Genomic DNA, 18,476 nt, shown 5'->3' with positions numbered 1-18,476 from the left:
GTTGCGCGCGGCGACTCCCTAGAATCGATCCATGATCCGCCGCATTGACCTCAGGGGCACCCAGCGGGGCACCGTCGACCACAGCGCCGTGCTGCCGCGCGCCGACTTCGACGTGGAAGCCGCGACCCATCAGGTGCGGCCCACCCTGGAGGCCGTGCGGACCCGCGGAGAGGAGGCCGTGGTCGAGCTCACCGAGCGCTTCGACGGAGTGCGCCTCACCGACCTCGCGGTGCCGGCCGCTGCCCTGGAGCAGGCGCTGGCGGGACTGGACCCGAAGGTCCGTGCCGCGCTGGACGAGTCGATCCGGCGACTGCGCCAGACCTGCCTGGCGGACCTCGAGGAGGACACCGTCATCGAGGTCGCGCCCGGCGCCGTCGTGACGCACCGGTCCGTCCCCGTGGACCGCGTCGGCCTCTACGTCCCCGGCGGCACCGCACCCCTCGTCTCGACGGTCGTGATGAACGTCGTGCCCGCCCAGGTCGCCGGCGTCGGCTCGATCGCGCTGTCCGCTCCGCCGACCAAGGCCACCGGCCTGCCGGACCCGTCCATCCTCGCTGCGTGCGCGCTCCTCGGTGTCGAGGAGGTCTACGCCGTCGGCGGCGCCCAGGCGATCGCGATGTTCGCCTACGGCGCCGGCCCGTGCCGCCCGGTCGACATGGTGATCGGCCCCGGCAACCTCTACGTCACCGCTGCGAAGCGACTGCTGCGCGGCGTGGTCGGCATCGACTCCGAGGCCGGCCCGAGCGAGATCGCGATCCTCGCCGACGACACCGCCGAGGCTGCCTATGTCGCCGCCGACCTCATCACCGAGGCCGAGCACGGCGGGACCTCCGCGTCGGTGCTGGTGACCGACTCGGTCGCGCTGGCCGACGACGTCGAGGCCGAGCTGACCAAGCAGGTCGCCGTGACCCGTCACGGCGAGCGGATCGGCGAGGCGCTGGCCGGTCAGCAGTCAGCCATCGTGCTGGTCGACGACATCGACCACGGCCTCGAGGTCGCCAACGCCTATGCCTGCGAGCACCTCGAGATCCACACCCGTGACGCTCGGGCCGTGGCGGCGAGGGTCCGCAACGCCGGTGCTGTCTTCGTGGGCCCCTGGTCGCCGGTCGCGGTGGGGGACTACTGCGCAGGTTCCAACCACGTGCTGCCCACGGGCGGCTGCGCCTGCCACTCCTCGGGGCTGAGCGTGCGCTCGTTCCTCAAGCAGATGCACGTCGTCGACTACACCCGCGAGGCCCTCGCGGAGGTGGCCGGTCACGTCGTGGCGCTGGCCGAGGCGGAGGACCTGCCCGGTCACGGTGCCGGAGTGAGCGCGCGGTTCGCCCGATGACCTTTCCTCCGATCCGGGAGGAGCTGCGCGGTATCGAGCCCTATGGCGCCCCGCAGCTCGACGTGCCCGTGCAGCTCAACGTCAACGAGAACCCCTACGGCCCCTCGCCCGAGGCGGTGGCCGACATCGCGGCAGCCGTCGCGGCAGCCGCGGCCACGCTCAACCGCTACCCCGACCGCGAGTTCACTGCCCTGCGCGAGGGGTTGGCGGCGTACCTCAACACGTCGGGCGGAAGCGACATCACGCCCGAGATGGTGTGGGCGGCCAACGGGTCCAACGAGGTGATGCTGCAGATCCTGCAGGCCTTCGGCGGCCCGGGTCGCACGGCGCTGAGCTTCGCCCCGACCTACTCGATGTATCCCGAATACGCGCGCGACGCGATGACCGAGTGGGTCGTCGGCCACCGGGCCGAGGACTTCTCCCTCGACCTCGACGCCGCCCGTGGTCTGATCCTCGAGAAGCAGCCGTCCGTCGTGCTGCTGCCGTCGCCCAACAACCCGACCGGCACGGCGCTGCCGCCCGAGGCGGTCTCGATGCTCTGCGAGGCAGCCGGTGACGGGATCGTCGTCGTCGACGAGGCGTACGGCGAGTTCCGCCGCTCGGGCACGCCGAGCGCGCTCGAACTGCTGCCCAAGCACCGCAACCTCGTGGTCAGCCGGACGATGAGCAAGGCCTTCGCGCTGGCCGGTGCCCGGCTGGGCTACCTCGCTGCGGACCCGGCGATCTGCGACGCGATCCGGGTCGTGCGCCTGCCCTACCACCTCTCCGCCGTCACCCAGGCGACCGCGTCGGCCGCCCTGCGGCACGCGCCGGAGCTGCTGGGCAACGTCGCCGAGCTGCGCGCCGAGCGGGACCGCACGGTGGAGTGGTTGCGCGAGCAGGGATTCGTGGTCGCGGACAGCGACGCGAACTTCGTGCTGTTCGGGATGTTCGCCGACCGGCACGCCGTCTGGCAGGGTCTGCTGGAGCACGGCGTGCTGATCCGGGAGACCGGGCCTGACGGCTGGCTGCGGGTGTCGATCGGGACTGCCGACGAGATGACCGCGTTCAAGGACGCACTGACTGTTGTTGTGAAGACCGAGCCGATGAGGGACCAGACATGAGCCGTACTGCCAGCGTCGAGCGGGCGACCAAGGAGTCACAGATCAAGGTCGAGCTCGACCTCGACGGCACCGGTCGCTCCGACATCACCACCAACGTCGGGTTCTACGACCACATGCTCACCGCCTTCGCGCGGCACTCGCTCATCGACCTCAAGGTGCACGCCAACGGCGACACCCACATCGACGCCCACCACACCGTCGAGGACACCGCGATCGTGCTCGGCCAGGCGCTGCGCCAGGCCCTGGGCGACAAGGCCGGCATCCGCCGCTTCGGCGACGCGACCGTGCCGCTCGACGAGGCGCTCGTGCAGGCTGTCGTCGACGTCTCGGGCCGGCCCTACTGCGTGCACACCGGCGAGCCCGAGGGCCAGATCTACGTGGCGATCGGCGGCAACGACGTCAACGGCGCCGCCTACCAGGGCTCCTTGACGCGTCACGTCTTCGAGACCATCTCCTTCCACGCCCACCTCGCGCTGCACGTCCGCGTGCTGGCCGGTCGCGACCCGCACCACCTGGTCGAGGCGCAGTTCAAGGCGTTCGCGCGCGCGTTCCGCGACGCGATCGCCTTCGACCCGCGTGAGCAGGGCGTCCCGTCGACCAAGGGCACCCTCTGAGCACCCAGGCCCCGGTCGTCGTCGTCCTCGACTACGGCTCCGGCAACATCCGGTCGGTCGTCCGCGCGGCCGAGCGGGCCGGCGCCACGGTCGTGCTGACCGACGACTTCCAGACCGCGCTCGACGCCGACGGGCTGATCGTCCCCGGTGTCGGTGCCTATGCCGCGTGCATGGAGGGTCTGCGCGCCGTCAAGGGAGACCGCATCATCGGCCGTCGCCTCGCCGGCGGCCGGCCGGTGCTCGGCATCTGCGTCGGCATGCAGATCCTCTTCGCGCGCGGTGTCGAGCACGGCGTCGAGACCGAGGGCTGCGACGAGTGGCCCGGCACCGTCTCGCGCCTCGAGGCCCCCGTCGTCCCGCACATGGGCTGGAACACCGTCTCGGTGCCGGACGGCTCCGCGCTGTTCGCCGGGATCGAGGACGAGCGGTTCTACTTCGTGCACTCCTACGCCGCCCGCAGCTGGGACCTCGTCACCAACGCCCGCACCTCCGCGCCGCTCGTGACGTGGGCCGAGCACGGCGGCGACCGGTTCGTCGCCGCCGTCGAGAACGGACCGCTCTCGGCCACCCAGTTCCACCCCGAGAAGTCCGGGGACGCGGGCGCCCGACTGCTGCACAACTGGATCCAGTCGCTGTGAGGCCGGCGCTCCGGGCGGCTGTGCCCCGGGGCTGCTCTCCTGCGTAAGGGCGTTGCCCCGGGACACCCACCACCTCGGCTGCGCCTGCAACCGCGCCCCCGTCGGATGGTCAGGCGCTGATCGCTGCCTTGTCCTGGTCGCCGTCGAGGGCGACCTCGATCTTGCGGGGCTTGGCCCGTTCCGCGATCGGCACGACGAGGCGCAGCACCCCGTCGCCGTACGCCGCCTGGATCTGCTCGAGGTCGAGGTTGTCCCCGAGCACGAGCTGGCGGCTGAACAGGCCGCGCGGGCGTTCGGCCGCGAGCGACTCCCAGTCGCCGTTGGGGGCGACCCGTTCGGCGCGGACCGTCAGCACGTTGCGCTCGACGTCGAGGTCGATGCTGTCGCGGACGACGCCGGGCAGGTCGAACTCGATGACGAAGCGGTCACCTTCGCGCCACGCGTCCATCGGCATCACCGCCGGTCGGCTGGTGGTGCCGAGGACCTGCTGGGCCAGCCGGTCGAGGTCACGGAAGGGATCGGTCGTACGAAGCAACATCACTACCTCCTGGCTCTGCGTCTCCGAGCCCCACGGCTCGGATCTGTATTGGTCGTTGCAGGTTTTGTATACTCAATGTGTGAGTCGAAATCAAGCCTCAGATGTCGCCCGCACTGAGGGCGTCTTCGCGATCTCCGTGGCGGCGAACATGGTGTCCATGGAGATCGCGAACCTCCGCGTCTACGAGCGTCGAGGACTGGTCCAGCCCGACCGGACGGCAGGCGGGTCACGGCTCTACAGCAGCGACGACATCACCCGGCTGCACCGCATCCGCGAGCTGCTCGCTGCCGGGCTCAACCTGGCCGGCGTGGGTCGGGTCCTGGTCCTCGAGGAGCGAGTGCGGACGCTCGAGGCGCGGCTCGCCGACCAGCAGGGCGAACCTTTGGCCGACGGCTGACGTCCCACTGGCATGCGCCTGCTCCGGACCCTCGCGACGACTGTGACCGCCCTGGCCCTCTCGGTCGTGACCGTGCCCGCCGACGCGGGCACGCGCAGCAGCCCGGACGGTGCGCCCGACGGCGCCGGGGTGCCAGCGGCGTACGACCTCATCCGGGTCAGGTGGGACTACACCGACGAGGCGCTGGTCGTGACGTCCCGGCTGGCGAGCGTACGCAGGAAGGGTGTCGCGCTGACGTCGCGCGCGGCGCACGCGGGGGAGGGCTACGAGGTCGAGGTCCGCTCCTGGTGGCGTGACGGTCGGCGGATCGACCGGCTCTGGATCGCCTACAACACCGTGTCGCAGACCCGGGTCGACTGCCCCGGGCTGCGCTCACGTTGGCGCGTGCAGCGGGACGTCATCCGCGTCGTCGTGCCGCACGCGTGCCTGTTCGAGAGCTACCCCCTGGACGGTCTCCGGGTGAGCACGGGCCGGCTCGGGTCGTCCGGGGAGGTCGACGTCGTCGCCTCTCCGCAGCGGCTCACGTCGGGCTGAGCGGGTCGGCGTGGATCAGGCGTCGCACGAGCTGTCAGGTGTGCCGACGAAGACCGGGAGGTCGGAGACGGTCAGGCCATGTGCGGCGAGGAGGCTGCCCAGTGCGATCTCCGGCTGGACGGTGAACGACGACTTGTCGCTGGCACACCCGTCAGCCCGGAACACCACCCGCAGGTCCACCAGGTGCTCGTTTCCCGGGTCCAGCTTCAGGTCGACAGGTGCCACTGCTGCGGGGGCGTCGCCAGCCCGCACCGCGATGCCGCCGATGTGGGTGACCTCGAAGCTCGATCCTGCCCGCGGGCCGCTGACCGGCACGGTGACATCGCCCAGGTGCACGTCGCGGTCCCCCTGGTTGAGCACCCTGATGGTGAGGGTGCAGGTGAAGTCACGGCGCAGGGGGATGGCCACCCGCTCGAACCCGGTCATCCGGTCCGCCAGCGAGGTCGGCTCGGTGCCGTCGCAGTGTGGAACGCCGGTCACGGCCACCACGCGAAGGGTGGCCCGGTGGCCGGTCCACCAGACAGCGCCCAGGACCACGAGCAGCGTGACGAGACCCCCCGCCACAGCGGCAGGAAGAAGGCGACGTGGGCGGAGACCGTGGTGGGGCACGACGGCATCATGCCGGACGGAGGACGTGGTGCGAGCGCGATCGCCTGCCATGCTGGCGACGTGACCTACTCAGCGCGCCAGATCGTGATGCTCCTATGCGGCTGCGTGGTGCTCGGGATCGGTGTCGGGATGTTCCTGACCGCCGACCTCGGGTCGGACGGCTACTCGACGCTCGTCAACGGCATCGCGATCAGCACCGGCCTGGCCTTCTGGATCGCCAACCTGCTGGTCGGCATCGCGCTCGTCACGATGGCGGCCGCGCGCCGGGTCCGCCCCGGCCTCGGCACCGTGGTCCAGGTCGTGCTGGTGGGGTTGACGGTGACCGCGACGCTGGACGTGCTCAGCACGCCCGACCCGCTGGTGTGGCGGGTGCTGCTGCTGGCCGCGGCCTTCCCCGTGCTCGCGGTCGGGGTGGCGGTCTATCTCGGCAGCCACACGGGCGCCGGACCGGCCGAGGCTGCCGCGCTGGCCTGGGATCCGCCGATCGCCTTCAAGTGGAGCTACAGCGCGGTCCAGGGCGGGGGAGCGCTGGTGGGCTGGCTCCTCGGCGCGACGATCGGACCCGGCACCATCGCCGTGATCGTGCTGCTCGGACCGGCCGTCGACCTGGCGAGCCGGGTCCTGCGCGTCGACGTGCACCAGGATGAGCCGGCCGCGGCCCAGTGAGCCGCGGCCGGACGGATCAGCGCAGCTCGGGCGTCTTCGACCGGCTGGTGAGCGCCTCGGCGGTGCCGACGAGGAGCACGGCGGCGATGATCGCGAACACGGTGCCGAGGAAGTCGAGCTCGGTGATCTTGCCGGTGCCGATCAGGCTGGCGAGGACGCCGCCGATCACGGAGCCCACGACGCCGAGGCCGAGAGTGGCGAGGATGCTGAGGTTCTGCTTGCCGGGCTTGAGCAGCCGCGCCACCGCGCCGATGACGAGGCCGAAGATGAGGAAGCCGAGGATTGCGAACACGTTGACTGCTCCTGGGGTGAATGAGGGACCCGGCTGATCAGCCGGGAGTACTTTCAAGCCTAGCGGGATGGTCCTCGACCGAGGACCCGCCGATGTGCGAGGGAGGGGCGATGTCTGGACCCGACGCGGACGCCTCCCGGATGGACGCCGTCGCCGACGCGCTCGACCTGACGCTGGCTGCCGCCGACGCCGCCCTCGCTGCCGACTATCCCGGCGACCGCGGCTCCCGCCAGCCGGTGCACACCGTCTACGTCCCCGGCGACCGCTACGACGCAGGCACGATCGCAGCGTGGGGCGAGGCAGCGACCACGGCCCTGGCCGAGCACGGGACGGACATCACCGCCCTGGCCGGCCTGCCGCCCGACCTCGGTCGCGAGGTTCGCGCCCGGGTCGTGGCCAAGCTCGCGCGGGAGCCGGTCGAGGACCTGCGCATCGACTTCGAGGACGGGTACGGCGATCGGCTCGACGCGCAGGAGGACGCCGACGTCCTCTCGGCGGCACGTGCGCTCGCCGCCAGTGTGCGAGCGGGCGGCGCGTCGCCGTACAACGGGATCAGGATCAAGTCGTTCGAGGCCCCCACCCGCCGACGCGCCCTGCGCAGCCTCGACCTCTTCGTCGGTGAGCTCGCGGGCGCGGAGGCGCTGACCGACGGCTTCCGCATCACGCTGCCCAAGGTGACGTCCGTCGACCAGGTGGGCGCGATGGGCACGGTGCTGGACGCAGCCGAGGACGCGCACGGGCTGACGGCGGGCTCGCTGCGGTTCGAGGTCCAGGTCGAGACCCCGCAGGCGATCCTCGGTGCCGACGGCACCGCCCTCGTGGCCCGGATGGTGCACGCCGGCGGCACCCGCCTGACGGGCCTGCACTACGGGACCTACGACTACTCCGCCTCGCTGGGCGTCGCGGCCGCCCACCAGAGCATGGAGCACCCCGTCGCCGACCATGCGAAGGACGTCATGCAGGTCGCCGCGGCCGGCACGGGCGTCTTCGTCTCCGACGGCTCCAGCAACCAGCTGCCGGTGGGGGACCGCGCCGCCGTGCGCGCCGCCTGGCAGCTCCACATGCGGCTGGTCGGCAGATCGCTGGCGCGCGGGATCCACCAGGGCTGGGACCTGCACCCGGCCCAGCTGCCGAGCCGGTTCGTGGCGACGTACGCCTTCTACCGTGAGGGCCTGACTGCGGCCGCGGCAAGGCTGCGGACCTATGTCCACGGCGGCGAGTCCGGCTATCTCGACGAGCCGGCCACGGCGGCCGCGCTGGCCGACTTCGTGCTCCGCGGCCTGGAGTGCGGCGCCGTCGACGCGGCCGAGATCGACGACCTGGTCGACATCGATGTCGCGGCCCTGGCGCGCCTGGCCCGGAGGTCCGCCGGATGACCGCGCTGGACCTGGTGATCCGTGCCGAGCGCGTGGTGAGTGCCGCCGGCGAGGTCGGCCGGGTGATCGGCGTCAAGGACGGGACCATCGTGGCCATCGAGCCGCTCGACTCCGACCTCACGGGCTCCGTCGTCGTCGAGCTGGCCGTCGACGAGGTGCTGATGCCCGGACTGGTCGACGCCCACGTGCACGTCAACGAGCCGGGGCGCACCGAGTGGGAGGGCTTCGCGACCGCCACCCGCGCGGCGGCCGCCGGCGGCGTGACGACGATCGTCGACATGCCGCTCAACAGCATCCCGCCGACCTGCGACGTCGCCTCCCTGGACCTCAAGCGCAAAGCCGCGGAGGGACAGTGCTTCGTCGACGTCGGCTTCTGGGGCGGCGCGATCCCGGGCAACGTGGCGGAGCTGAGGCCCTTGTACGACGCTGGCGTGCTCGGTTTCAAGTGCTTCCTGCTGCACTCGGGCGTCGAGGAGTTCCCGCACCTCGACCCAGACCAGCTCGAGGCGGCGATGCGCGAGCTGCGCGCCTTCGACGGGCTGATGATCGTGCATGCCGAGGACACCCACGCGATCGACCACGCGCCGTCCGCCCACGGCGAGACCTACGACGTCTTTCTGCACAGCCGGCCGCGCGGGGCCGAGAACCTCGCGGTCGCCCAGGTGATCGAGCTGGCCCGCTGGACGGGGTGCCGCGTGCACATCCTGCACGTCTCGAGCTCCGACGTGCTGCCGATGCTGGCCTCCGCCCGTCGCGACGGCATCGCCATCACCGCCGAGACCTGCCCGCACTACCTCACCTTCTCCGCCGAGGAGATCCCCGACGGCGCCACCGAGTTCAAGTGCTGCCCGCCGATCCGGGAGGCGGCCAACCGCGAGCTCCTCTGGGAGGGCCTGCGCGACGGTGTGATCGAGATGGTCGTCTCCGACCACTCGCCGGCGACCGCCGACCTCAAGTGCCTCGACACCGGCGACTTCGGGGTCGCCTGGGGCGGCATCTCCTCCCTCCAGGTAGGGCTGTCGGCGATGTGGACGCAGGCCCGTCGGCGCGACTGCACGCTGGTCGACGTCGCACGCTGGATGTGCGAGGCCCCGGCTCGGCACGCCGGCCTTCGTCGCAAGGGCCTGGTCGAGATCGGCTACGACGCCGACTTCGCCGTCTTCGCGCCCGACGACGCCTTCGTCGTCGACGCCGCGCGCCTGCACCACAAGAACGCCTTCACGCCCTACGCCGACCGTCCCCTCGCCGGGGTCGTCCGCAGCACCTGGCTGCGCGGTCGGCGCATCGACACCACCGAGCGCGGCCGGCCCTCCGGCCGCCTGCTGACCCGAGGAGGAGCATGACCGGCTACTACGTCCCGCGGGGCGGCCTGCCCGCGCAGAGCGATCTGACCACCGATCGCGCGACCTTCACCGAGGCGTACGCCGTCCTGCCCCGCGGCACGATGCGTGACATCGTCACCAGCGCCCTGCCGTTCTGGGACGACACCCGCCTGTGGGTGCTCGCCCGGCCGCTGTCCGGGTTTGCGGAGACGTTCTCGCAGTACGTCGTCGAGGTCTCGCCCGGCGGTGGCAGCGACCGGCCCGAGCCCGACCCGGGCGCCGAGGGCGTGCTCTTCGTCGTCGACGGCGTGCTCGCGCTGACGATCGAGGACGCTCGCCACGAGCTGGGTCCCGGTGGCTACGCCTTCCTTCCGCCCGGCTGCTCGTGGACGCTGCACAACACGAGTGCGACCACGGCGACGTTCCACTGGATCCGCAAGGCCTACGAAGCGGTCGACGGGATCGAGGTGCCGGACGCCTTCGTGACCGACGAGGTCGCCGTACGACCCGTCGAGATGCCCGGCACCGACGGCGCCTGGACGACACAGCGCTTCGTCGACCCGCTCGACGTGCGCCACGACATGCACGTCAACATCGTCAGCTTCCAGCCCGGCGGGGTGATCCCCTTCCCGGAGACGCACGTGATGGAGCACGGGCTCTACGTGCTCGAGGGCAAGGCGATGTATCTCCTCAACAACGACTGGGTCGAGGTGCAGGAGGGTGACTTCATGTGGCTGCGCGCCTTCTGCCCGCAGGCCTGCTACGCCGGGGGACCCGGACGCTTCCGCTACCTGCTCTACAAGGACGTCAACCGGCACGCCCGGCTGGGGCGCCCGTTCGCCTGACGCGGCTCACGGTCGCAGTCCGAGGCGCTGGCTGAGGCGTACGGCGTCGTGCGGCGCGTGGCCACGCATGTCGTTGTCGAAGTAGACATGGACGTCGCGGCCCGCGCTCGCGCCCGCCCGACAGCGGTCGGCCCAGGTGTCGAGCAGCCGGTCGCTGTAGCGGCTGGCATAGAGCTCGGTGTGGCCGTGCAGCCGCACGTAGTCGAAGCTGCCCGTCGACTCGTCGAGCATCGGCCACTTCCCGGCGCTGTCGGCCACGACGCAGGCGACATCGTGCTCGTCGAGCAGGCCGAGGAAGTCGTCGTCGCGAAAGCTGCGGTGACGGACCTCGAGCGCGTGGCGCAGTGGCCGGCGCGAGGCGGTGAGGTCAGCCGTGTCGAGCTGCCGGTCGTTGCGCCGGGCCAGGACCGTGGCGGCCGCCACCGACCTCGGCAGCTGGCCCAGGAATTCGGCGAGGACGTCCCGGTCGAACTCCACGCGCTCGGGCAGCTGCCACAGGATCGGGCCGAGCTTGTCGCCAAGCAGGGTCACTCCCGAGGCGAAGAAGTTGGCCAGCGACACCTCGACGTCGCGCAGTCGCTTGAAGTGGGTGATGTGGCGCCCGCCCTTCACCGCGAAGAGGAAGCCTGCCGGTGTCGCGTCGTGCCAGCGGCGATAGGACGCCGGCCGCTGCAGCGAGTAGAACGAGCCGTTGAGCTCCATCGTGTTGAGCTGGGTCGCTGCGTAGGCGAGCTGCTTGGTCCGGGGGAGACCCTCGGGGTAGAAGTCGCCGCGCCACGAGTCGTACTGCCAGCCCGAGGTGCCGACCCACACCGAGCCGGTGTCCTCGTCGCTCCCAGGGGGCGGGGTCACTGCCGGGGATCTCAGCTGTGTGACGCCTTCCCGCCCTTGCGGCCGGCCTTCTTCTTCTGCGCCGTCGTGCCGCCCTGCGAGCTGTTGCCGGAGCCGGAGTGGCTCTTCTCCCCGCCGTGCTTGGAGGAGTCCTCGGCGTTGGCGATCTTGGCGGCGCGCTCCTTGGACATGCCCTTGTCCTTGAGGGCTTCGTACTGCTTCTCGTTCTTCACGTTGCTGTCCTTGCTGGGCATGGTCGTCCTTCCTCGAACCGGTGGACCTTCGAGGTACCCCTGAGCTCGGACGGCATGCAGCCCTTGCCACCGAGCCACCCGGCAAGAAATTCTTAGTGCACCTGTCGTATGTGGCGGTCCGCGTTCGTAGGACGGGAGACAGGTTCCCCAGACCCACACCCAGGAGCAAGAAGATGCGCAAGCTCATCGTCACCGCGTTCGTGTCCCTCGACGGAGTCATGGAGGCTCCGGGCGGCGAGCCCGGCTACCGCAACACCGGCTGGACCTTCCAGGACATCGAGTTCGACCCCGCGGCCTACGAGATCAAGGGACGTGAGCAGGACGAGGCCGGCGCCTTGATGATGGGGCGGACGAGCTACGAGGCCTTCGCACCCGTCTGGCCGACCATGACCGAGGACTTCGCCGGCTACAACGCGATGCCGCGCTACGTCGTGTCCACGACCCTGGAGCAGGAGGACCCGCGCTGGCCGGCGACCATCCTGCGCTCGACCGACGACGTGGCGGCGCTCAAGGAGACCGACGGCGACCCGATCATCGTCCACGGCAGCGCCACCCTCGGTCGCAGCCTCGCGGATGCCGGGCTCGTGGACCGCTACCACCTGCTGGTCTTCCCGGTGCTGCTCGGCGCCGGCAAGCGGCTCTTCAGCGACAGCGACAAGGACAAGGACCTGCTCGACGTCGTGGAGTCGGAGAGCTACGCCAATGGGATCACCAAGATCGTGGCGGACGTGCGCCGCTGACCTCGCCATCCGCCATGATGTGGGCGTGAAGTTCCTCGACCACGACGCAGCCCTGATCGTGATGGCCGACAAGATGGCCGAGCTCAAGCCACGGCTGCGGGGGTGGTTGCACGCAGGGTCGATCCCGTTCGTGCTCGCGGCCGGCATCGTGCTGATCGTGCTGTCCCCGACGACGGAGACGAAGGTCGGCTCGGCGGTGTTCATCGCCTCGGCGCTGCTGCTCTTCGGCACCTCGGCCATCTATCACCGCGGCACCTGGCAGCCGGCCGTCTGGGCGCTGCTGCGCCGCCTCGACCACTCCAACATCTTCGTCCTGATCGCCGGCACCTACACCGCGTTCGCAATGCTGCTGCTGGAGGGCGACACCCGGCTCTGGCTGCTCGGCGGTGTCTGGGGCGGTGCGCTGATCGGGGTGCTCTTCCGGGTCTTCTGGACCGGTGCGCCGCGGTGGCTCTACACCCCGATCTACATCGTGCTGGGGTGGTTCGCGGTCTTCTTCATCCCTGACTTCATCGACGGTGCCGAACGGCTGAGCACCCCGGTCGCGGTCGCCACCCTGGTCCTGGTGGCGGCCGGCGGGGTGCTCTACACCCTCGGTGCGGTCATCTACGGGCTGAAGAAGCCCAACCCCAAGCCTGAGTGGTTCGGCTTCCACGAGGTGTTCCACACCTTCACGATCCTGGCGTTCATCGCGCACTACGTCGCCGTCTCGCTCGCGACGTACGCCCTGCGCTGAGGCCGCAGCGCCGACACCCGAATAGCGATCTGCGAATCGGGTACCGGTCGCGCATGACCCACGACAAGATGCTGGACGCCTACCCGCAGGACCTCGGCACGATCGATCGGGACAAGCTCAGCGAGTGCATCGCCGCGTGCTTCGAGTGCGCCCAGGTCTGCACGGCCTGCGCCGACGCCTGCCTGGCCGAGGAGATGGTCGCGCTGCTCACGACGTGCATCCGCACCGACCTCGACTGCGCGGACATCTGCCTGGCCACGGGCAACGCCCTGTCCCGGAACACCGGGCGCAACACCGACCTCACCCGAGCACTCCTGGAGGCCTGCGCGGTCGCGTGCAGGACGTGTGCCGACGAGTGCGCCCAGCACGCCGAGATGCACGAGCACTGCCGCATCTGCGCCGAGGTGTGCCGTCGGTGCGAGGAAGCCTGCCGATCGCTCCTCGCCGCGCTGTGAGCCTGTCGAGCCGTGACCACCCGGTGAGCCCCGACGGCCCCCGGCGACCGGAGGTGCTGCTCCTCGACGTCAACGAGACGTTGTCCGACCTGTCGCCCCTGGGGGCGCGCTTCGAGGACGTCGGCGCGCCGGCCCACCTCGCCGCGACCTGGTTCGCCTCGGTGCTGCGCGACGGCTTCGCGCTGACGTCGGTCGGCGCGAGCGCACCCTTCGCCGCGATCGCCGCCGACGTCCTCCGGGCCAGCTTCGCCGGGCTCACCCTCGAGCGCGAGACGGAGGCGGCCGTCCAGCACGTGATGGCGGGCTTCGGGTCGCTGTCCGTGCACGACGACGTCCCCGACGGGTTGCGCGCGCTGGCGGAGCTGCCGGTGCGGCTGGTGACGCTGAGCAACGGCTCGGCCTCCGTCGCCGAGGGCCTGCTCGACCGGGCCGGCCTGCGCGACCACGTCGAGGCGCTGCTCTCCGTGGAGGAGGCGGGGACCTGGAAGCCCGCCGCCGGTGCCTACGCCTTCGCGCTCGACCGGTGCGCGCTCGACCCGATGGACGCGATGCTGGTCGCCGTACACCCGTGGGACGTGGACGGTGCCGCCCGCGCCGGGCTGGGCACGGCCTGGATCAACCGGTCCGGAGGGCCCTATCCCGAGCACTTCACGAAGCCCGACCTCACCGCGACCTCCCTGGTCGACCTGGCCGATCAGCTGCGCGCGATGGTGGTCACAGCGAGCCGGTGAGCCGCCCGTGGCGCTCCGCGCTGGCGACGTTGAGGCCGGTGATCTCCACCGACTTGCCCTTGCGGTCGTACTTCGTCGTGATCGCGTCCAGCGACGCGACGGTGGAGGCGTCCCAGATGTGGGAGGCGGACAGGTCGATGACCACGCGGTCCGGGTCGTCGACGTACTCGAACTGCGTGTAGAGGTCGTTGCTCGAGGCGAAGAACAGCTCGCCGGTGACGGTGTAGACGGCCGTGGCGTTGCCGTGCTCGTCCTCGATGAGCTCGCGGTGGGTCTCGGTGAGGTGGGCGACGCGGCGGGCGAAGAGGGTCATCGCGACCAGGACGCCGACGATGACGCCGATGGCGAGGTTGTGCGTCGCGACGGTGACGACGACGGTCGAGAGCATCACCAGCGTCTCGGAGCGCGGCATCCGGCGCAGGGTCGCGGGGCGGATGCTGTGCCAGTCGAAGGTGCCGACCGAGACCATGATCATCACCGCGACGAGGGCGGCCATCGGGATCAGCGCGACCACGTCGCCGAAGCCGACGACCAGGATCAGCAGGAAGACACCGGCGAGGAAGGTCGAGATCCGGGTGCGGGCGCCGGAGACCTTCACGTTGATCATCGTCTGGCCGATCATCGCGCAGCCGCCCATGCCGCCGAAGAAGCCCGTGATCACGTTGGCGGTGCCCTGGCCCCAGGCCTCGCGCGTCTTGTCGGAGTGGGTGTCGGTGATGTCGTCGACGAGCTTCGCGGTCAGCAGCGACTCGAGCAGGCCGACGAGTGCCATGGCCAGGGCGTACGGCGCGATGATCCGCAGCGTCTCCAGCGTGAGCGGCACGTCGGGCATGAACAGGGCGGGGAGGCTGTCGGGCAGCTGGCCCTCGTCGCCGACGTCGGGCACGGTGATCGCGGCCAGCAGGGTGAAGCCGGTGAGCGCGACGATCGCGACCAGGGGAGCGGGGATCACCGAGTTGATGCGGGGGAAGCCGACGATGACCGCGAGGCCGACGGCGATCATCGGGTAGACGAGCCATGGCACGTCGACCATGTGCGGCACCTGGGCCAGGAAGATCAAGATGGCGAGCGCGTTGACGAAGCCGACCATCACCGAGCGCGGGATGAAGCGCATCAGCCGAGCGACCCCGGCGAGGCCGAGCACGATCTGCATGAGGCCGCCGAGCAGCACGGTCGCGATGAGGTAGTCGTAGCCGTAGTCGCGCATCACCGGCGCGATGACCAGCGCGATGGCCCCGGTGGCGGCGGAGATCATCGCGGGCCGGCCGCCGAGGAAGGCGATGGAGACGGCCATCGTGAAGGACGCGAAGAGCCCGACCCGCGGGTCGACGCCGGCGATGATCGAGAACGAGATGGCCTCGGGGATCAGCGCGAGCGCCACCACCAGGCCGGCCAGGACCTCGGTCCGGAGCATGCGAGGGGAGCGCAGCGCCGTACGCACCGAGGGCTCGGCAGTGGGGGAGAGGGTCGTGCTCATGGGGCTCCGTTCGTGGCGGGCGATCGTCGTCCGCGGGTCGAGCATGGGCCGGCAGCGCCGGCGGAAGTCTGCGAACACCCTAACTTCACGTTACGTAAGGGTTGGAATCGCCGGCGGTGTGAGATGGTCCACCCGTGACGTCGACTCCCGAGCCCGCGCCCATGCACATCGGCGAGGTGGCCGCCCGCACGGATCTCTCGCTGCGCAGCCTGCGGCACTGGGACGAGGTCGGCCTGCTCAGCCCGTCGGGGCGCACGGACGGCGGCTTCCGGCTCTACACCGAGGCCGACGTGGAGAAGATCCTGGTCATCCGCCGGATGAAGCCGCTCGGCTTCACCCTCGAGCAGATGAGCGCCGCGATGCGCGACCTCGAGGCGCTGCGCGACCCGGACGCGAGCGATCGGCACGCCGGGGCCCGGGAGCGGCTGGTCGAGATCCTCGCCGACGCCTCCGAGCGCCGCGAGAAGCTGGAGCGGCAGCTGGCCATGGCGGACGAGTTCATCTCGCAGCTGGGGCAGCAGCTCGACTGACGGGCTCGGCGGTGAGGTCTAGTCTCGAGGAGTGATCGCACGCGACGACCGCTCGAAGCCCAGCCAGGACTACCGCAACCTCCCACTCGGAGTCGCGCTGGAGGACACCATCGCGCTGGTCGAGCCCGACGCGGTCCCGGACCCGCACGCAGGGCAGAACGTCGAGCAGCATCAGGCCCTGCGCGACGACTGAGGTGCGCGCCGCCGGGGCCTGAGGCACGGTCCGCGTTATCGTGCGGCGTGTTCCACGTGATGTTCCTCGAGCCCCGCATTCCTCCCAACACCGGGAACGCGATCCGCCTGGCTGCCGGCACCGGCGCCACCCTGCACCTGGTCGAGCCCCTCGGGTTCGACCTCTCCGAGCCCAAGCTGAAGCGCGCGGGGCTGGACTACCACGACCTGGCGTCCGTGGTGGTGCACCCGGACCTGGACACTGCCCTGGCCAGCGAGGCGCTGGCGTCTTCGCGGGTCTTCGCGTTCACGGCGAGGGCGACGACGTGGTTCACCGACGTCGAGTTCCGCCCGGGCGACGTGCTGCTCTTCGGGCCCGAGCCGACCGGGCTGTCCGACGAGGTGCTCGGTCATGGGCGTGTCACCGAGCAGGTCCGGATCCCCATGCTGGCCGGCCGCCGGTCGCTCAACCTCGCGAACTCGGCTGCTGTGGTGACCTACGAGGCCTGGCGGCAGCAGGGGTTTGCGGGGGCTGAGTGACGAGAGTGCCGGAAGTCCGGATGGCGTCGATCTATCGCGGATAGCGTCAGCTTATGAGCAGCATCAACCCCGAAGACGTCTTTGCCGCGGTCCGCGCCATCCCGGTGGGCGCCGTGATCACTTACGGCGACCTTGCCGAGCGGGTGGGCCTTACTCGCAATCACGCCCGCGCGGTCGGCAACGTGCTCGGGAGCCGGCCCGACAACGACGCCTGGATGACCACCCCAGCCGAGAACCATGACATTCCTTGGTGGCGAGTCGTGAAAGCTGATGGCACATTGCTGGCCGATCAGGACGACGACAGTCGGCGGTGGGTTGAATGGGCCAAGTCCGTGCTGGTGAGCGAGGGCGTGGCCTTCACGGCCGATGGACGGGTGGCCAGCCTCGCCACTGCCCACCGCCGCCCGAGCGGCAGTGGTACGCGCACGTCCCAGGCGAAGCCGCACCGCGAGCCCGAACCGTGCTGGAGGCACGAGACCATTCAATACTCCTGTCGAGACTGTGCGCCGAGTCACTAGGTCCAACGCAGTGGTCGTCGAACTCAATCGCGTTCTGCGCCGTCTGTGGTGTGCCAATCCGCCCGCGTGTGCCTTGAAGATCTGCCCCGTGGGGCTGTCTCACTACATCGGAGATACCAACGGGTCGCTCCCGGGTGTTGTCGACCCAGTTATGGCCTTGAACGGCTCCTCCCTGGGCGAGGCGAGAGCGCGGCAGCCTGAGCCCCAGGAGCCAGTGCGGAGGCAAGCAATGGCATCGTTTGCACGAGCGGACGACCTTGCCCAGATCCGCACAATTGGGGCCTCTGACGGTCATACTCACGGAGTGTCCACGGCCAGCAGGTTCCGTTCGACTGCAGCGTTGCTCGCTGTTGGCCTCCTTGCCAGTTGTGGCGGCGACAGCACGGACGGCCTCAGTGACTCGGGTGCAGCTGGGGTTGAGTCGCGCCAAGACCCGCGGATCCCAAGTCCGGTATCCGACGCACCGGATGCCAGAGCCACAGCGCTGTGGTGGGATGAGACGGCAGAAGCAGAGGGTTCCGTAGGGCGGGTCTGCGGACCGCTGGCTGGGGCCGATGAGATAGACGAGGGGCTGTTTCTCAACCTCGGCCAGGACTATCCCCGGAATGACCGGTTCACGTTCGTCATCTGGAGCGCATCACTCGCTGAGCTCGCAGCGGAGGTGCGCCCTGGCGCAACGCTCTGTGCTTCAGGTCTTGTCACGCTCTTTGAGGGTGTTCCTCAGATTGAATTGGCCCACCCATCTGCCGTCGAAGTCATAATCGAGGCTGAGGCTCAAGACGAAGCGGTGTCTGAGGCAGAGGACCTCGTCTACTTCGAGTGGGCCGAGTACCCATATCAGCGACCACCAGCTCTTCCAGGAGAAGTCGCCTGGGAGAACGCTGCTAACAGGGCGGGATCGGTTGACCTCGTGTGCGGCCCACTTGCCGGGTTTGACGATCAAGACGGTGGCGTGCTGATTTCGCTTGGGAATCCGTATCCCAATCCCAACCGGTTCATGCTCGCCGTCCAAGGGTTCACGGAGGAGGTGGTGGACATGCATGGTGAGTATGTTCCGACTGTGTGCGGCGGGGGCGAGATCCAGGTGCATGACGGGATCCCCGCGATGGTCATTACGCCCAACGACGCTTGGTTCAAGGCAGCCAACGGATCACTTTTGTCCCTCTTCGCGCAGTAGTCGTGGCCCGTTAGCAGGCTGCGGCCGACCGCGCTGCACGTGGGCGAGGCGG

Annotated in this window: 25 protein-coding genes; 19 read left to right on the top strand and 6 right to left on the bottom strand. The window is 70.2% G+C overall.

The genetic code is table 11. The features are described from left to right. The first annotated feature begins 31 nt into the window (after window positions 1–31). Genes hisD through hisH form a run of 4 tightly spaced genes read left to right on the top strand, consistent with a single transcriptional unit; the run spans window position 32 to window position 3,685 of the window. Window positions 32–1,330, top strand: coding sequence for a histidinol dehydrogenase (gene hisD, locus C9J87_RS04040; protein ID WP_107704813.1), 1,299 nt, complete (start codon window positions 32–34; stop codon window positions 1,328–1,330). Then, window positions 1,327–2,433, top strand: coding sequence for a histidinol-phosphate transaminase (locus C9J87_RS04035; RefSeq protein WP_107704812.1), 1,107 nt, complete (start codon window positions 1,327–1,329; stop codon window positions 2,431–2,433). The genes hisD and C9J87_RS04035 overlap by 4 nt, the downstream gene beginning before the upstream one ends. Beyond that, window positions 2,430–3,047, top strand: a complete 618-nt coding sequence (gene hisB / locus C9J87_RS04030) for an imidazoleglycerol-phosphate dehydratase HisB (RefSeq protein WP_010833507.1) — start codon at window positions 2,430–2,432, stop codon at window positions 3,045–3,047. The genes C9J87_RS04035 and hisB overlap by 4 nt, the downstream gene beginning before the upstream one ends. Further along, complete coding sequence (gene hisH, locus C9J87_RS04025; protein WP_107704811.1) at window positions 3,044–3,685, top strand: imidazole glycerol phosphate synthase subunit HisH; 642 nt, start codon at window positions 3,044–3,046, stop codon at window positions 3,683–3,685. The genes hisB and hisH overlap by 4 nt, the downstream gene beginning before the upstream one ends. Window positions 3,686–3,794: 109 nt before the next feature. Here hisH and C9J87_RS04020 read toward each other — a convergent pair whose 3' ends face one another. Then, window positions 3,795–4,223, bottom strand: coding sequence for an Hsp20/alpha crystallin family protein (locus tag C9J87_RS04020; protein ID WP_107704810.1), 429 nt, complete (start codon window positions 4,221–4,223; stop codon window positions 3,795–3,797). 79 nt (window positions 4,224–4,302) lie between these two features. On the opposite strand from C9J87_RS04020, the gene C9J87_RS04015 reads away from it, so the two are divergent. After that, window positions 4,303–4,620, top strand: coding sequence for a MerR family transcriptional regulator (locus C9J87_RS04015; protein WP_232819824.1), 318 nt, complete (start codon window positions 4,303–4,305; stop codon window positions 4,618–4,620). Between the two features lie 12 nt (window positions 4,621–4,632). Continuing rightward, window positions 4,633–5,154, top strand: coding sequence for a hypothetical protein (locus tag C9J87_RS04010; RefSeq protein ID WP_107704809.1), 522 nt, complete (start codon window positions 4,633–4,635; stop codon window positions 5,152–5,154). A gap of 15 nt (window positions 5,155–5,169) precedes the next feature. Here C9J87_RS04010 and C9J87_RS04005 read toward each other — a convergent pair whose 3' ends face one another. Then, window positions 5,170–5,634: a hypothetical protein gene (locus C9J87_RS04005; protein WP_157953116.1), complete on the bottom strand. Its 465-nt coding sequence runs from the start codon at window positions 5,632–5,634 to the stop codon at window positions 5,170–5,172. 24 nt (window positions 5,635–5,658) lie between these two features. Between C9J87_RS04005 and C9J87_RS04000 the strand changes: the two genes are divergently transcribed. Next, the gene (locus C9J87_RS04000; RefSeq protein WP_156887221.1) at window positions 5,659–6,429 is read left to right on the top strand and encodes a YczE/YyaS/YitT family protein; all 771 of its coding nucleotides are present in this window, start codon (window positions 5,659–5,661) and stop codon (window positions 6,427–6,429) included. 16 nt (window positions 6,430–6,445) lie between these two features. Here the strand turns inward: C9J87_RS04000 and C9J87_RS03995 are convergent, their stop codons facing one another. Beyond that, window positions 6,446–6,721, bottom strand: a complete 276-nt coding sequence (locus C9J87_RS03995) for a GlsB/YeaQ/YmgE family stress response membrane protein (RefSeq protein ID WP_010833501.1) — start codon at window positions 6,719–6,721, stop codon at window positions 6,446–6,448. A gap of 110 nt (window positions 6,722–6,831) precedes the next feature. On the opposite strand from C9J87_RS03995, the gene C9J87_RS03990 reads away from it, so the two are divergent. The 3 genes from C9J87_RS03990 to C9J87_RS03980 are packed head-to-tail and all read left to right on the top strand — an operon-like array spanning window position 6,832 to window position 10,264. Then, complete coding sequence (locus C9J87_RS03990; protein ID WP_036490941.1) at window positions 6,832–8,097, top strand: DUF6986 family protein; 1,266 nt, start codon at window positions 6,832–6,834, stop codon at window positions 8,095–8,097. Further along, entirely contained in the window at window positions 8,094–9,440 is a 1,347-nt protein-coding gene (allB, locus tag C9J87_RS03985) for an allantoinase AllB (RefSeq protein ID WP_107704807.1), read from the top strand. The genes C9J87_RS03990 and allB overlap by 4 nt, the downstream gene beginning before the upstream one ends. Next, on the top strand, window positions 9,437–10,264 hold the full coding sequence (locus tag C9J87_RS03980; protein ID WP_010833498.1) for a bifunctional allantoicase/(S)-ureidoglycine aminohydrolase: 828 nt from the start codon (window positions 9,437–9,439) through the stop codon (window positions 10,262–10,264). Before allB ends, C9J87_RS03980 begins: the two co-directional genes overlap by 4 nt. Before the next feature lie 6 nt (window positions 10,265–10,270). Here the strand turns inward: C9J87_RS03980 and C9J87_RS03975 are convergent, their stop codons facing one another. Together C9J87_RS03975 and C9J87_RS03970 are read right to left on the bottom strand one after the other, a co-directional pair. Further along, window positions 10,271–11,116 carry a DUF72 domain-containing protein gene (locus C9J87_RS03975; RefSeq protein ID WP_010833497.1) on the bottom strand — a complete coding sequence of 282 codons (846 nt, stop codon included), beginning with the start codon at window positions 11,114–11,116 and terminating at the stop codon, window positions 10,271–10,273. 11 nt (window positions 11,117–11,127) lie between these two features. Then, window positions 11,128–11,349: a DUF7218 family protein gene (locus C9J87_RS03970; protein WP_036490936.1), complete on the bottom strand. Its 222-nt coding sequence runs from the start codon at window positions 11,347–11,349 to the stop codon at window positions 11,128–11,130. A 173-nt stretch (window positions 11,350–11,522) separates the two neighbouring features. Between C9J87_RS03970 and C9J87_RS03965 the strand changes: the two genes are divergently transcribed. From C9J87_RS03965 to C9J87_RS03950, 4 genes are read left to right on the top strand one after another with little or no spacing between them, the layout of a single operon-like run. Next, window positions 11,523–12,089 carry a dihydrofolate reductase family protein gene (locus C9J87_RS03965; protein ID WP_010833496.1) on the top strand — a complete coding sequence of 189 codons (567 nt, stop codon included), beginning with the start codon at window positions 11,523–11,525 and terminating at the stop codon, window positions 12,087–12,089. Between the two features lie 25 nt (window positions 12,090–12,114). After that, on the top strand, window positions 12,115–12,825 hold the full coding sequence (gene trhA, locus C9J87_RS03960; RefSeq protein ID WP_232211504.1) for a PAQR family membrane homeostasis protein TrhA: 711 nt from the start codon (window positions 12,115–12,117) through the stop codon (window positions 12,823–12,825). A gap of 53 nt (window positions 12,826–12,878) precedes the next feature. Next, window positions 12,879–13,280: a four-helix bundle copper-binding protein gene (locus C9J87_RS03955; RefSeq protein WP_010833494.1), complete on the top strand. Its 402-nt coding sequence runs from the start codon at window positions 12,879–12,881 to the stop codon at window positions 13,278–13,280. Continuing rightward, window positions 13,241–14,011 carry a haloacid dehalogenase type II gene (locus C9J87_RS03950; protein WP_232819823.1) on the top strand — a complete coding sequence of 257 codons (771 nt, stop codon included), beginning with the start codon at window positions 13,241–13,243 and terminating at the stop codon, window positions 14,009–14,011. The genes C9J87_RS03955 and C9J87_RS03950 overlap by 40 nt, the downstream gene beginning before the upstream one ends. On the opposite strand, the gene C9J87_RS03945 is transcribed toward C9J87_RS03950, so the two are convergent. Then, a complete protein-coding gene (locus tag C9J87_RS03945; protein WP_051204487.1) occupies window positions 13,995–15,488 on the bottom strand; it encodes a SulP family inorganic anion transporter in 1,494 nt (497 codons plus the stop codon). The genes C9J87_RS03950 and C9J87_RS03945 overlap by 17 nt on opposite strands. A 134-nt stretch (window positions 15,489–15,622) precedes the next feature. Between C9J87_RS03945 and C9J87_RS03940 the strand changes: the two genes are divergently transcribed. The 5 genes from C9J87_RS03940 (at window position 15,623) to C9J87_RS19585 (ending at window position 18,424) form a co-directional block, all read left to right on the top strand. Next, complete coding sequence (locus C9J87_RS03940; protein WP_198652272.1) at window positions 15,623–16,018, top strand: helix-turn-helix domain-containing protein; 396 nt, start codon at window positions 15,623–15,625, stop codon at window positions 16,016–16,018. A gap of 31 nt (window positions 16,019–16,049) precedes the next feature. Beyond that, window positions 16,050–16,211, top strand: coding sequence for a hypothetical protein (locus C9J87_RS19590; protein WP_157953115.1), 162 nt, complete (start codon window positions 16,050–16,052; stop codon window positions 16,209–16,211). A 47-nt stretch (window positions 16,212–16,258) separates the two neighbouring features. Then, complete coding sequence (locus C9J87_RS03935) at window positions 16,259–16,729, top strand: tRNA (cytidine(34)-2'-O)-methyltransferase (RefSeq protein WP_010833490.1); 471 nt, start codon at window positions 16,259–16,261, stop codon at window positions 16,727–16,729. A 53-nt stretch (window positions 16,730–16,782) separates the two neighbouring features. After that, entirely contained in the window at window positions 16,783–17,247 is a 465-nt protein-coding gene (locus C9J87_RS03930) for an MGMT family protein (protein WP_010833489.1), read from the top strand. Window positions 17,248–17,551: 304 nt separating this feature from the next. After that, the gene (locus C9J87_RS19585; RefSeq protein ID WP_156887219.1) at window positions 17,552–18,424 is read left to right on the top strand and encodes a hypothetical protein; all 873 of its coding nucleotides are present in this window, start codon (window positions 17,552–17,554) and stop codon (window positions 18,422–18,424) included. The last annotated feature ends 52 nt before the right edge of the window (window positions 18,425–18,476 follow it).

The sequence above is a fragment of the Nocardioides allogilvus genome (assembly GCF_003047285.1).
Taxonomy (GTDB): domain Bacteria; phylum Actinomycetota; class Actinomycetes; order Propionibacteriales; family Nocardioidaceae; genus Nocardioides; species Nocardioides allogilvus.
Note: the sequence above shows the minus strand (reverse complement) of the source record. Positions and strands in the feature narration are given on the sequence as shown.